Raw genomic sequence first — 13,026 nt, 5'->3', positions numbered from 1 at the left:
CGCCTCGCGGGTCAGAGCATCCGCGAGGACCACAGCAGGTTGAGCGCGCCGGCGCAGAGCGCCAGCAGCAGGGCCACCCCCGCGTACCACTGGGTGACCTCGCGGGGTTCCGTGCGGAACCCGATCGAGCTGCCCATGTCCTGGTAGACCTGCTTCAGCTCGGTCACCGAGGCCGCCTCGTAGAAGTAGCCCTCGGTGGCCTCGGCCAGGTCCGCCAGGGCCAGCCGGTCCACCGGCACCCGTTGCAGCTGACCGCCGATGTCCACCTGCCCCGAGTCGGTGCCGAAGGCGATGGTGGAGACCGGCACGTTCGCCGCCTGCGCGGCCGCGGCCGCCTCCTCCACCGACCGGCCCGAGGTGCGGTACCCGTCGGAGAGCAGCACGATGCGGGCCGGCGGGATCCCTGCCGCGCCGTCCGCCGGCACCGACCGGATCGCCTCCAGGCAGGTGAAGACCGCCTCCCCCGTCGCCGTCGCCTCCGCCAGCACCAGCCCGTCGATCGCGCTGGTCACCGCGTCGCGGTCCTTGCCCGGCGGCACCAGCACGTTCGCCGACTTGGCGAACGAGACCAGCCCCAGGTTGTAGCTCTCCGGCAGCTCACCGACGAACTGCTTGGCCGCCTCCTGCGCCGCCTCCAACCGGTTCGGCGCCACGTCGTCGGCCTGCATGGACAGCGACACGTCGATGGCGAGCATCACCGTGGCCCGCTCCAGCGGCTCCCGGGTGTCGACCGACGGCCGGGCCAGCGCGGTCGCCAGCACCAGCAGGCAGAGCAGGAACGCCGTGGCGGGCACGTGCCGCCGCCAGCCCAGCCCCTTCGGCGCCAGGGTGCGCAGCAGGTCCACGTTGGTGAACCGCATCGCGTACGCCCGGCGGTGCAGCTGCCGCCAGACGTAGAGGGCGGCGAGGGCGAGCACCGGCAGCACGGCCAGCAGCCACCACGGTTGCAGAAAGCGGATCATCGTGTCGTCCCCCTGGTGCGCGCGTGCCGCTGCGCGGCCACGAAACGCACCATGTCGAGCAGCCAGTCTCGGTCCGTACGCAGTCGCAGGTGGGCCGCACCCGCGCCGCGCAGCGCCGCGGAGATCTCCGCCCGCTGGGCGGCCGCCGCCTCGGCGTAGCGGTGGCGCAGCCGCGGGTCGGCGGTCTGCACCTCGTGCAGCTCGCCGGTCTCCGGGTCGACCACCGGCAGCACCCCGACGTCGGGCAGCTCCAGCTCCCGGGGATCGACCACCTCGATCGCCACCACGTCGTGCCGGACGCGCAGCTTACGCAGCGGCCGGGCCCACCGGTCCGGCGGGGCGAGGAAGTCGGAGATGACCACCGCCACGCCGCGCCGCCGGGGCGGCCGGTTGAGCATGTCGACAAGCGTGCCGAGGTCGCTGCGCCCGGGGCGGATCTCGGTGCCGGCGATCGCCCGCAGCAGCGCGTGGGCCTCCTTGCGCCCGGAGCGCGCGGGCAGCCGGGTGTAGACGTCCGGACCGGCGACCGGCGGCGCGGCGCGCCACCGGCGGACCGGCGCGTCCACGCCGCCGCCGCTGCCGATCACCGCGCCGATCCGGTTGCCGCCCCGGACGGTCAGGTGGGCCAGCGCCGCCGCGGCGGCCACCACGACGTCGCGCTTGAGCCACCGGCCGGTGCCGAAGTCCAGGCTCGCCGAGAGGTCCACCGCCAGCCACGTCTCCAGCTCCCGGTCGGCCACCGTACGCCGCACGTGCGGCATCGTCGTGCGGGCGGTGACCGGCCAGTCCATCCGGCGTACGTCGTCGCCCGGGCGGTACTCCCGGGACTCCCCCGCCTCGCTGCCCGGCCCGGGCAGCAGGCCGGCGTAGTCGCCCTGGAGCAGGCCGTCGAGTTTGCGGGTGACCATCAGTTGCAGCCGCGACAGGACGGCTTCGGTGCGGTCGGAGGGGACGTCGGCAGGCCGACGGGCGGGTGAGGTCACGGGCGCTGCCCGGGCCAACCGGCGCCCGGCGGCGCGGTGGTCGGCGTGGGGCTGGACTGCTGCCGGGGCGCGACCGAGGGCAGCGGGATGGTGGACATCACCCGGTGCACCACGTGGTCGGCCGGCACATCGTCGGCGAGCGCGTCGTAGCTGAGCACGAGCCGGTGGCGCAGGATGTCCGGCGCGATGTCCTGCACGTCCTGCGGCAGGGCGTAGTCCCGGCCGCGCAGCAGCGCCAGCGCGCGGGTGGCCCGGACCAGGCCGAGCGAGGCGCGCGGGCTGGCCCCGTACTGGATGAGCTGGGCGACGTCCGGCATCCCGTGCTCCGCCGGGGCGCGGGTGGCCAGCACCAGCCGGACCGCGTAGTCGACCAGGGCGTTGTGCACGAAGACCTGGTCCGCCTTGCGTTGCAGGGCGATCAGGTCGGGGGTGGTGAAGACCGGCGCCGGCTGCGGCGGGGCGACCCCCATCCGGTAGACGATCTCCCGTTCCTCGGCGTCGGTCGGGTAGCCGACGACGATCTTCATGAGGAAGCGGTCCCGCTGGGCCTCGGGCAGCGGGTAGACCCCTTCCTGCTCGATCGGGTTCTGCGTCGCCATCACCAGGAACGGGTCGGGCACCCGGTGGGTCTCGCCGCCGATGGAGACCTGCCGCTCGCTCATCACCTCCAGCAGCGCCGACTGCACCTTGGCCGGCGCCCGGTTGATCTCGTCGGCGAGCAGGAAGTTGACGAACACCGGGCCCAGCTCGACGTCGAACTTCTCGCTCGACTGCCGGTAGATGCGGGTGCCCATGATGTCGGCGGGCACCAGGTCGGGGGTGAACTGCACCCGGGCGAAGGAGCCGCCGACCACCTTCGCGAGGGTCTCCACCGCGAGGGTCTTCGCCACCCCCGGCACGCCCTCCAGCAGGCAGTGGCCCCGCGCGAGCAGCGCGACGAACATCCGCTCCACCATCCGGTCCTGCCCGACGATCACCCGTTTGATCTCGAACAGCGCCCGCTCGAGCAGGGTCGCGTCCTCGGCCGGCGTGGTCACCGGCTCGGGTGTCTCCGGGCCCGTCCCGTTCGGCGTCGGGGCGTCGGGCGTGGTCGGCTGGGCCACCGGTCCTCCACAGCATGATCGGTTGTCGCGCGGCGTGGTGCGTATCAAGACTCGCATGCCCGGCTGAGTGCCGAGGTGGGGAGAAGCCGATTCTCGCCGCCCCGTCCCCGATGCCGTGTCCCGGGCCCGCCACGCCGTCGCGCGGTACGGAATCGCCGCTCACGGGTGGACAGGGACGGGCCCGGCGCGTGTACCATTCACCCGTCGCCGGGCGGCTCCCCCCGTGGTCGCCCGGCGCTCAACCTCCGGCGCCGCCGCCCTAGACTGGCCGGGATGAGCAGCCCCCTCCCCGCCGACGAGCCGCTGGTCTGCTCGTCCCGCGGGTGTCGTGCCCCCGCCCACTGGGCGCTGAGGTGGAACAATCCCCGGCTGCACGCCCCCGACCGGCGCAAGACCTGGCTCGCGTGCACCGCGCACCGCGCCACCCTCGGTGACTTCCTCGACGCCCGTGGCTTTCTCCGGGAGGTCGTACCGGTGCCCGGATCGCCTACGCTCGAAGGGTGAGCGCGCACAACGGATGTCTCCGGTGAGCGGTGACGGGTCCGCCGGCCCGCCGCCGGCGCCACCCCTTCCGCCGGCGGGCCCCCTGGAGCCGTGGCCGGACACCGTCCGCTGGCAGTCGATCTCGGCCGACCTGATCTGGGTGGAGCTGATCCGCCTGGCGATGGTGCTGGTCGTCCTCGCCCTCGGGCTGGGCGTCGGCTGGGCGGTCAGCGGCAGCGGGTTCCTCGGCGCGGCACTCGGCGTGGTGCTGCTGTTCGGCGTCCTGCGGGCCGTGACGATCGTCCGCGCCGTACGGGCCTGGGGCTACGCGGAGCGGGAGGACGACCTGCTGGTCCGGCACGGGCTGCTGGTGCGGCGGCTCTCCATCGTGCCGTACTCGCGGATGCAGTTCGTCGACGTCAGCGCGGGGCCGCTGGAGCGCGCGTTCGAACTCGCCACCGTCCAGCTGCACACGGCCGCGGCGGCGAGCGACGCCCGGGTGCCCGGGCTGCGCCCGGCGGAGGCGTCCCGGCTGCGCGACCGGCTCACCGCGCTGGGCGAGGACCGGGCGGAGGGCCTGTGAGCGACCCGGCCGCCCGGGGCACGGACCGCCCCGGGCCGACGCCGGCGGAACCCGGCGTCCGACCGGAGCCGGCCGGGCACCTCGCGCAGCCCGACGTGCCGCCGGAGCCGGCCGGGCACCTCACGGAGTCCGGCGTCCGACCGGAGCCGGCCGGGCACCTCGCGCAGCCCGACGTGCCGCCGGAGACGGGCGGGCACTTCGCGGCGGCGGGGCCTGCCGGGCCGGCGGGGGGTGCCGAGCCGCGGCAGCGGCTGCATCCGCTCAGCCCCGCCCTGCACGGCGCCAAGTCCCTGGTCGTGGTGATCGCCGGACTGTCGTGGTCGACGCTGTCGCGGGTCGGCTTCGGCTGGTTCGCCCTGATGGCGGTGGTGCTGGCCCTGGGCGCCACCGTGCTGGCCGTGGTGAGCTGGTACTACACCGGCTACCACGTGGTGGGCCGCGAGCTGCGGGTGTACGAGGGGCTCCTCTGGCGGCGTACCCGGGCGATCCCGCTGGAGCGGCTCCAGGCCGTCGAGGTGGTCCGCCCGCTGCTCGCCCAGCTCACCGGCCTGGCCGAGCTGCGGCTGGAGGTGGTGGGTGGGGGCAAGACGGAGGCGCCGCTGGCCTACCTGAGCGTCGCCGAGGCGACCGCGCTGCGTCAGCGGCTGCTCGCGATCGCCGGGCGGGTCGCGGCCGAGACGAGCGCGCCGCCGCCCGGGGTGCCCGCGGGTCCGGCGGGCACGCCGGCGCCACCGCCCGGCCGGCCGCTGCACGCCGTGGGCAACAACGACCTGCTGATCAGCCAGCTGCTGACCCCGCAGGCGTTCATGATCCCGTTCGGCGTCGCGTTCGTGGTGGCGCAGTTCCTCTCCGAGGACTCCTGGTCGTTCATCGCGGTGGCGAGCACCCTCACCGCCATGGCCGGGGTGCTGCTGCAACCGGTGCGGCGGGTGCTCGACGACTGGAACTTCCGGCTCGCCCGGGACGAGGGCACCCTGCGGATCCGCAACGGGCTGCTGGAGACCCGCGCGCAGACCGTGCCGCTGGACCGGGTGCAGGCCGTCGGGGTGACCTGGCCGCTGCTGTGGCGGGTCAAGGGCTGGTTGCGGCTGCGCCTGGAGGTGGCCGGCTACTCGGCCGGCGAGGCCGACGAGCGCAACCGGCCGGACCGTCTGCTCCCCGTCGGGGACCTGGCGACCGGCGAGGCGATCGTGGCGGAGGTGCTGCCCGGGGTGCGGCTGGCCGCGCTGCCGCTGAGCGCGCCGCCGACGCGGGCCCGCTGGCTCAACCCGCTGAGCCGGGGCGTGCTCGGCGCCGGGCTCGACGCCCGGGTCTTCGCCGTCCGCTCCGGCCTGCTCACCCGGCAGTTGGCGCTCGTGCCGTACGCCCGGATCCAGAGCGTGCGGGTCGTGCAGGGGCCGGCGCAGCGGCGGCTGCGGCTGGCCACGGTGCACGCCGACACCGCCGGCGGCGCCGGCGCAGCCGCCCGGGACCGGGACGTCGCCGAGGCGTGGGCCCTGGCGGCCGAGCTGACGGCCCGCGCGCACGCCGCCCGCCGGGCGGGCTGACCCCGCCCGGACCGGTCAGCGGGCCGCCGTCACCGGCGGCGGCTCGGCCGACGCCGGCGGATCGGTCGGCGCGGCGTCGGGCTCCTCCGCCGGGGCCCGGCGGGCCCTGCGGGCCGCCCACCAGCGCTCGGCCAGGCCGACCGCGAGGAAGGTCATCCCGACGTACGCCCAGCCGACCAGCACGTCGATGACGTAGTGCTCGCCCGAGTAGACCAGGGTGAACGTCATCGCCAGCGGGTACGCCAGCAGCAGCGGCCACCAGCGGCGGCGGGTCTGCCGCAGGAAGAACAGCACCACGAACAGCGCGAACGCGGTGTGCAGCGAGGGCATCGCGGCCACCGGGTTGGAGGCGATCTGCCCGGCGTTGAGCAGGTTGCCGGCGCCGTGCATGCCGAACGCCTTCCACCCGCGCGTGGAGATCCGGGCGACCTCCTCCAGCAGCCCGTTCTGCGCCGCCCACCAGGGCGGGGCGGCCGGGTAGAGGAAGTAGGTGATCAGGCCGGTGGCGCACAGGAAGCCCCAGCGGCGCATGAAGGCCGCCCACCGTGCCCGGTCCCGCAGCCAGAGCACCGCCGCGGCGGCCAGCGCCACCACGAAGTGGGAGAAGTAGACCCAGCTGACGGCGACGTCCCACCAGTGCACCTCGGGCCGGTAGAGGTGCTCCTGGAGCCAGGTCGTCGGCACCTGCCCGCCCGTCGCCCAGCCGAACATCACCCGGTCGGCGACGATCAGCTCGTACGCGTGCGGGGTGGCGCCGTTGTCGGCGAAGCCCCGGGACAGGTTGTAGACGGCCAGCAGCAGCACCACCGGCACCCAGTCCCGCGCGAAGCGCAGGTGGCTGCGCCACGGCCGGCTGCTGTTCCAGGCGACCGTCGCCGCCCAGATCCACAGGAACGCGTACGCCGGGTCGGTCGGCAGGCCGATGCCGAGCCAGCCGGCGACGAAGGCGACCCCCCACACCGTCATCGCGACCACACGGCGACGCCCGCCGTCGGGCGAGGCGGGCGGCTCGGTCCGGGCGGGGGGCTGGGGGTCGGTCGCGACAGACATCGCGGTCAAGGTTAACGGCGCGGACGGCATCGACCGACGCCGACCACCGGTCCCTCGCGGGCCGCCCGCCGCCCGGTGCCGTCTCGTCTAGGCTTTGACCATGCAGGAGCAGCCGGAGTCCGCGCTGACCCCGGGCCTGACCGCCCGGGTGGAGCTGACCGTCACCGACACCGACACCGCCGAGGCGGTCGGCTCGGGGGACGTGCCCGTCCTGGGCACGCCCCGCGTGCTCGCCCTCGCCGAGGCGGCCACGGTGGCGGCCACCGCCGACCGGATGCCCGGCGGGTCGACGACCGTCGGCACCCGGGTCGAGCTCGACCACCGGGCCGCCACCCCCGTGGGGCGCACGGTGGTGGCGCAGGCGCGGCTGACCGCGGTCGACGGGCGGCGGCTGCACTTCGAGGTGAGCGTCAGCGACGGCGACGAGACGGTCGCCGAGGGCCGGGTGGAGCGGGTGCTGGTCGACCGGCAGCGCTTCGTGGAACGCGCCGCGCGGTCGTCGTGACCGCCCGCTTCGTGGCGGTCGCCGACGGGGTGCACGTGCTGCGCGAGCCGTTGCTGCACGTCAACGTCACCCTCGTCGTCGGCGACGGGGCCGCGCTGCTGGTCGACACGCTCTCCACCGCCGGGCAGGCCGCCGCGCTGGCCGACGCGGCCCGGGCGGTCACCACCGCCCCGTGGACGGTGGTGAACACCCACCACCACTTCGACCACTGCTTCGGCAACGCCACCCTCGCCGCCGACCCGCCCCGCCCGGTGTACGCGCACGAGATCGCCGCCGAGGCGATGCGCGATCCGGACCGGCTGCTCCGGGAGGCGTACGAGGAGCTGCGCGACGAGCATCCCGCGCTGGCCGGGGAGGTGGCCGGGACCGCGCTGCTGGCGCCGACGCACACCGTGCACGGCGAGACGGTGCTCGACGTGGGCGGCCGGCGGGTGGTGCTGCGCCACCCCGGCCGGGGGCACACCGCCGGCGACCTGGTGGTGCACGTGCCGGACGCCGACGTGCTGGTCGCCGGGGACCTGGTGGAGCAGAGCGGCCCGCCCGCCTTCGAGGAGTCGTACCCGTTGCAGTGGCCCGACACGGTGGCGGAGCTGCTGCGGATGACCACCCCGGCCACGGTGGTCGTGCCGGGGCACGGGGACCCGGTGGACGCCGGGTTCGTCCGCGCCCAGCACGCCCAGCTCGTCGAGCTGGCCTGGCTCATCCGCGCCGGGCACACCGGCGGCGCACCGCCCGAGCGCATCGCCGCCGAGGCGCCCTTCGGCGCCCGTCCCGCCCTGTACGCCGCCCGCCGCGGCTACGCCGAGCTCGACGGCACCGCCTGACGCGCGTGATCGCGGCGGGGCGGGTCAGCGGGGGAAGCGGGCGAGGACCTCGGCGCGGGTGGGCATGGCGGTCGCGCCGCCGGGTGACTCGCAGACCAGGCCGGCGACCCGCAGCGCGAACGCCACCCGCCCGGGCCAGGCCGCCGGGTCGGTGGGCTCGCCGTCGACCAGCAGGTCCGCGATGAGCGCGCCCACCACCGAGTCGCCGGCGCCGGTGGCGTCCACCGCGTCGACCTTCGGCGCGGGTACGCGTACCGGATCGGCACCGGCGGCGGCGAGCACCGCGCCGGCGGCGCCGAGGGTGACCACCACGGTGCCGGCGCCGAGTTCCCGCAGGTACGCCGCCACGCCCTCCTCGGGTTCGCCGGGATAGAGCAGCCTCGCGTCGGCGGCGCTCAGCTTGACGAGGTGGGCGCCGGCGGCGAACTCGGCCACGACCTCGCGCAGCCCGGCCAGGGCGGCCGGCCCGTCGAGCAGCCGGGGGCGCACGTTCGGGTCGAAGACCCGCAGCCCGGAGGCGAGCCCCCAGGCCCGGCGCGCGGCGGCCAGCACCGGTGGCTGGAGCAGCACGATCGACCCGCAGTAGACGACGCCGGCGCCCCCGACCAGCTCGGCGTCGAGGTCGTCGGGGCCGAGCAGGCCGTAGGAGGGCGGCTCGCCGTAGAACCGGAAGTCGGGCTCCGGACCGGCGAAGGTGGCCACCGCCAGCGCGGTCGGCGCGGGGACGGTGACCGCCCCGGCCAGGCCGACGCCCGCACGGGTCAGGAAGTCGCGGATCCGCCCGGCCAGGAGGTCGTCGCCGAGCGACCCGACGAACTGCACCGCGCCGCCGAGCCGGGCGACGGCGACCGCCACGTTCAGCGGCCCGCCTCCGACGGCCTGCCGGTAGACCGGCTCTCCGTCGCGCTCGGTGTCGAGCAGGTCGACCAGTGCCTCGCCGAGCACCACCGCGTATCCCATTCCGGTCCTCCGTCCACGGCGCGCGCCGACCGATCTTGTCGCACCAGGCTGGCACAGTACGGGCCGTGACGAGCGCTGAAGCCACCGTATTGGCCTACTGGGCGGCGTGCGAGGCGCGGGACTGGGCGGCCTTCGGCCGGCTGCTCGCCGACGACGTCGTCTACCACCTGCCGCAGACCCGCGAGCGGATCACCGGCCGCTCCGCGGTGGTGCGGTTCAACCGGGAGTACCCCGACGGCTGGCACGTCACGGTTACCCGGGCGGTCGGCGTGGGCCGGCACGCCGCCACCTGGATCACCTGCGCCCACGAGGGCGCGCAGCTCGCGGCCACCAGCTTCTTCGACCTCGACGAGGCCGGTCTCGTCCGCGAGGTCACCGAGTTCTGGCCCGAGCCCTACGAGCCGCCGGCCGGCCGCGAGCACCTCGCCGAGCGTTACTGACACATCGAGCAACGGCTATTGCGCGCGGTCGTCGTCCGTGGTGGGATGGCGCTTGCCGGGCGGTGCGGGGGCTGCCGCGCCGCCGGCGCCGGGTTCACTCCACGCGAGGGCACCGGCCCGTCAGTCGGGCCGCCGACGGCGCACGTACGCCGGCCATCCGCGCCGGGGCACGTCCGCCGCGACCGTTCTTACCCGCGTCGCAGCGGGGCGGCCGGAGCCGCCCCCGCGCGTTGCCCGTGGGACGCCCGCGTCCCGCGAGTGAGGAGAACCCGTGTCCCACCGATCGCGTACGGCCGCGTTGCTCACCGCGGCCGCGACCCTTCTCGCGGGTGCCGTCGTCCTGACGGCGGGGCCTGACCCCGCCGCCGCGCACGGCACCCCGATGGCCCCCGGCAGCCGCACCTACCTCTGCTGGAAGGACGGTCTCACCAGCACCGGCGAGATCAAGCCGAACAATCCCGCCTGCTCTGCCGCCGTGGCCCAGAGCGGGACCAACTCGCTCTACAACTGGTTCAGCGTGCTGCGCTCCGACGCCGGCGGCCGGACCGTCGGCTTCATCCCGGACGGCAAGCTGTGCAGCGGCGGCAACCCGGGCTTCGCCGGCTACGACCTGGCCCGCACCGACTGGCCGCTGACCCACCTGACGGCCGGGGCCCGGATGGAGTTCCGCTACAGCAACTGGGCCCACCACCCGGGCACGTTCTACTTCTACGTCACCAAGGACAGTTGGAGCCCCGACCGCCCGCTGGCCTGGAGCGACCTGGAGGAGCCGTTCCTGACGGTGACCAACCCGCCGCAGCGCGGCTCGAGCGGCACCAACGACGGGCACTACTACTTCAGCGGCAACCTGCCCACCAACAAGAGCGGCCGGCACCTCATCTACTCGCGCTGGGTCCGCTCCGACAGCCAGGAGAACTTCTTCGGCTGCTCGGACGTCACCTTCGACGGCGGCAACGGCGAGGTCACCGGCGTCGGCCCGGGCGGCACGCCGCCGCCCAACCCGACCACTCCCCCGCCCAACCCGAGCACGCCCCCGCCGAACCCGACGACCCCGCCGCCGAACCCGACCACGCCGCCGCCGCACAGCGGTGACTGCATGCCGGTCTTCAAGGTGATCAGCTCCTGGTCGGGTGGTTTCCAGGGCGAGGTCATGATCATGAACCACAGCGCGTCGACCTGGTCTGGGTGGACGGCCAACTGGACGTGGCCCAGCGGGCAGACCATCAACAGCCTGTGGAGCGGCACGCTGAGCGGATCCGGCTCCTCGGTCACCGTGACCAACGCGCCGTACAACGGCACGATAGCCCCGGAGGGCACCACGACCTTCGGCTTCGTCGCCACCACCAACGGCACCAACACCCTGCCCACGGTCACCTGCTCCGGCCGCTGACCCGCTGCCACCCCGCCCACGGGCCCTTGGCCCCCTGAAATGATCAAGAGGTTTGCGTCCTCCGGGAACGCTTCCGGGGACGCAAACCTCTTGATCGACAGCGTGGCCGCCAGGCGGGGCCCGGCGGGGGTCAGCGGACCATGGAGCCGACCACGGGCTTGGTGAGCAGGGCGGACTGGTTGCGCTGGATGCCCGGGTCGAGGGTCTTGGCGACGAAGATGGCGTGCCAGATGCAGAAGATCAGCACCGTCCACACCTTGCGGGAGTGGTCGGCCTCCTCCCGCTTGTGCTCCTCCAGCAGCCGCATCGCGTACGACAGGTCGAGCAGGTCGCCGGCGCCGGAGGTGGACAGCACGTGCCGGGCCCACTCGTACATCTCGCCGCGCAGCCAGACCCGGGTGGGGGTCGGGAAGCCGAGCTTCTTGCGGTTGACGATGGCCGGCGGCACCACGCCCTGCAACGCCTGGCGCATCGCGTACTTGGTGGCGTCGGAGCGGGGCGGGAGCTTGAGGTCCACCGGGATCCTGGACGCCACGTCGAAGACCGCCCGGTCCAGGAAGGGCACCCGCACCTCGAGCGAGTGGGCCATCGAGATCCGGTCGGCCTTGACCAGGATGTCGCCGCGCAGCCAGGTGTAGAGGTCGACGTACTGCATCTTGGTGACGTCGTCGAGTTCCGTGCACTCGGCGTAGATGGGCGCGGTGACGTCGGTGTAGCGGACCGAGGGGTCGTAGCGGCGCAGCAGGTGCTGCTTCTCCTCCTCGGTGAACATCCGGGCGTTGCCGTAGTAGCGCTGCTCGATCGGGGTGGTGCCGCGCTCCAGGAAGCTCTTGCCCTTCACCCCCTGCGGGATGGCCTTGGAGACCGCCCGCAGCCCCTTCTGCACCCCGTCGGGCAGCCCGTTGACCGAGCTCAACGACAGCGGCTCGCGGTAGATGGTGTAGCCGCCGAAGAACTCGTCGGCGCCCTCGCCGGAGAGCACCACGGTGACGTGCTCGGCGGCCTTCTTCGCCACGAAGTAGAGGGGCACCAGCGCCGGGTCGGCCACCGGGTCGTCCAGGTGCCAGACGATCTTCGGCAGCGCCTCGATCATGTCGTACGGCCCGATCTTGGTCGGGATGGTGGTCACGTCGAGGTGCCGGGCCGAGTCCTGGGCGACGTCGATCTCCGAGTAGCCCGGCACGTCGTAGCCGACGGTGAAGGTGAGGATGTTCGGGTTGAACTCCCGGGCCAGGGCGACCACGGCGGTCGAGTCGATGCCGCTGGAGAGGAACGAGCCGACCGGCACGTCGGAGCGCATGTGCATCCGGACGCTCTCGCGCAGCGTCTCCCGGATCTCGTGGTAGAGCCGCTGCTCGTCGTCGACCGGGGTCGGCCGGAACACCGGCCGGTACCACCGGCGCACGTCGATCCGCCCGCCCGGGGTCCAGGTCAGGTACTCGCCGGAGCCGATCCGGCTGATGCCCTTGTGCAGGGTGCCGGGCTCGGGCACGTACTGGAGGGTCAGGTAGTGGCTGAGGTTGGCCGTGTCGATGCCGGCGTCGCCCTGGTAGTTGGAGTGGGCGAAGGGCAGCAGCGCCTTCTTCTCCGAGGCCAGGTAGAGGCCGTCGGCGGTCTCCAGGTAGTGCAGCGGCTTGATGCCGAAGTAGTCCCGGCCGCCGAACGCGCGGCGCTCCTGCCGGTCCCAGATGACGAAGGCGAACATGCCGCGCAGCCGGGTGAGCACCTGCTCGCCCCAGAAGTGGTAGCCGGCGACGATCACCTCGCCGTCACCGGCGGTGGCGAACTGCGCGCCGAAGGTCCGGATCAGCTCCTCGCGCAGCTCGATGTAGTTGTAGATCTCGCCGTTGAAGGTGAGCAGGTAGCGCCCGTTCGCGTAGGACAGAGGCTCTTGGCTGGAGGCCACGTCGATGATCGCCAACCGCTTGTGCGCGAACACCCCGTCCGCGTACCGGCCGGAGGCGTCGCCGACCACTTCGACACCGGTCTCGTCCGGTCCGCGGTGGTGCAGGCATTCCAACGCCCCGGCGATGTTGTCGCGGTGGGCGGCGGCGTCGCCGCGCGCGCTGAAGAAGGCCAGGAGTCCGCACATGGTCGTCATCTTTCCACGCGGCCCGAGCGGCCGTCGCGGCACCGCTGGGCTCTCCCCCGCCGCGGCGCCACGCGGCCGGCCGGGACCGCGTCCGGAGCCGGCCG

Annotated in this window: 13 protein-coding genes; 7 read left to right on the top strand and 6 right to left on the bottom strand. The window is 74.3% G+C overall.

Features of this window, described 5'->3' with window-relative positions:
- Positions 1-11: 11 nt before the first annotated feature.
- Genes AB0883_RS20020 through AB0883_RS20010 form a run of 3 tightly spaced genes read right to left on the bottom strand, consistent with a single transcriptional unit; the run spans position 12 to position 3,048 of the window.
- Positions 12-962: a VWA domain-containing protein gene (locus tag AB0883_RS20020; RefSeq protein WP_121400748.1), complete on the bottom strand. Its 951-nt coding sequence runs from the start codon at positions 960-962 to the stop codon at positions 12-14.
- Positions 959-1,963: a DUF58 domain-containing protein gene (locus AB0883_RS20015; protein ID WP_366642685.1), complete on the bottom strand. Its 1,005-nt coding sequence runs from the start codon at positions 1,961-1,963 to the stop codon at positions 959-961. Before AB0883_RS20015 ends, AB0883_RS20020 begins: the two co-directional genes overlap by 4 nt.
- Complete coding sequence (locus AB0883_RS20010; RefSeq protein ID WP_366642684.1) at positions 1,942-3,048, bottom strand: MoxR family ATPase; 1,107 nt, start codon at positions 3,046-3,048, stop codon at positions 1,942-1,944. Before AB0883_RS20010 ends, AB0883_RS20015 begins: the two co-directional genes overlap by 22 nt.
- A gap of 273 nt (positions 3,049-3,321) precedes the next feature.
- Between AB0883_RS20010 and AB0883_RS20005 the strand changes: the two genes are divergently transcribed.
- The 3 genes from AB0883_RS20005 (at position 3,322) to AB0883_RS19995 (ending at position 5,661) form a co-directional block, all read left to right on the top strand.
- Positions 3,322-3,552, top strand: a complete 231-nt coding sequence (locus tag AB0883_RS20005) for a hypothetical protein (RefSeq protein ID WP_366642683.1) — start codon at positions 3,322-3,324, stop codon at positions 3,550-3,552.
- A gap of 22 nt (positions 3,553-3,574) precedes the next feature.
- Positions 3,575-4,114, top strand: a complete 540-nt coding sequence (locus AB0883_RS20000) for a PH domain-containing protein (protein WP_366642682.1) — start codon at positions 3,575-3,577, stop codon at positions 4,112-4,114.
- 173 nt (positions 4,115-4,287) lie between these two features.
- Positions 4,288-5,661 carry a PH domain-containing protein gene (locus tag AB0883_RS19995; RefSeq protein WP_366643006.1) on the top strand — a complete coding sequence of 458 codons (1,374 nt, stop codon included), beginning with the start codon at positions 4,288-4,290 and terminating at the stop codon, positions 5,659-5,661.
- Positions 5,662-5,676: 15 nt separating this feature from the next.
- On the opposite strand, the gene AB0883_RS19990 is transcribed toward AB0883_RS19995, so the two are convergent.
- Positions 5,677-6,711 (bottom strand): phosphatase PAP2 family protein, encoded by a 1,035-nt coding sequence (locus AB0883_RS19990; protein ID WP_366642681.1) that lies wholly within the window; start codon positions 6,709-6,711, stop codon positions 5,677-5,679.
- Between the two features lie 100 nt (positions 6,712-6,811).
- On the opposite strand from AB0883_RS19990, the gene AB0883_RS19985 reads away from it, so the two are divergent.
- Together AB0883_RS19985 and AB0883_RS19980 are read left to right on the top strand one after the other, a co-directional pair.
- Complete coding sequence (locus AB0883_RS19985; RefSeq protein WP_366642680.1) at positions 6,812-7,216, top strand: hotdog domain-containing protein; 405 nt, start codon at positions 6,812-6,814, stop codon at positions 7,214-7,216.
- Positions 7,213-8,040 (top strand): MBL fold metallo-hydrolase, encoded by an 828-nt coding sequence (locus AB0883_RS19980; protein ID WP_366642679.1) that lies wholly within the window; start codon positions 7,213-7,215, stop codon positions 8,038-8,040. The genes AB0883_RS19985 and AB0883_RS19980 overlap by 4 nt, the downstream gene beginning before the upstream one ends.
- Positions 8,041-8,064: 24 nt before the next feature.
- On the opposite strand, the gene AB0883_RS19975 is transcribed toward AB0883_RS19980, so the two are convergent.
- Positions 8,065-9,000 (bottom strand): PfkB family carbohydrate kinase, encoded by a 936-nt coding sequence (locus tag AB0883_RS19975; RefSeq protein WP_366642678.1) that lies wholly within the window; start codon positions 8,998-9,000, stop codon positions 8,065-8,067.
- A gap of 65 nt (positions 9,001-9,065) precedes the next feature.
- Between AB0883_RS19975 and AB0883_RS19970 the strand changes: the two genes are divergently transcribed.
- Both AB0883_RS19970 and AB0883_RS19965 read left to right on the top strand, forming a co-directional pair.
- Complete coding sequence (locus AB0883_RS19970) at positions 9,066-9,440, top strand: nuclear transport factor 2 family protein (RefSeq protein ID WP_366642677.1); 375 nt, start codon at positions 9,066-9,068, stop codon at positions 9,438-9,440.
- A gap of 271 nt (positions 9,441-9,711) precedes the next feature.
- On the top strand, positions 9,712-10,830 hold the full coding sequence (locus AB0883_RS19965) for a lytic polysaccharide monooxygenase (protein WP_366642676.1): 1,119 nt from the start codon (positions 9,712-9,714) through the stop codon (positions 10,828-10,830).
- 130 nt (positions 10,831-10,960) lie between these two features.
- Here the strand turns inward: AB0883_RS19965 and asnB are convergent, their stop codons facing one another.
- Complete coding sequence (gene asnB / locus AB0883_RS19960) at positions 10,961-12,922, bottom strand: asparagine synthase (glutamine-hydrolyzing) (RefSeq protein WP_121400737.1); 1,962 nt, start codon at positions 12,920-12,922, stop codon at positions 10,961-10,963.
- Positions 12,923-13,026: the final 104 nt, after the last annotated feature.

It is taken from the genome of Micromonospora sp. NPDC047812 (assembly GCF_040704175.1).
In the GTDB taxonomy this organism is placed as follows: Bacteria; Actinomycetota; Actinomycetes; order Mycobacteriales; family Micromonosporaceae; genus Micromonospora.
This window is presented reverse-complemented; position numbering and strand designations above follow the sequence as displayed.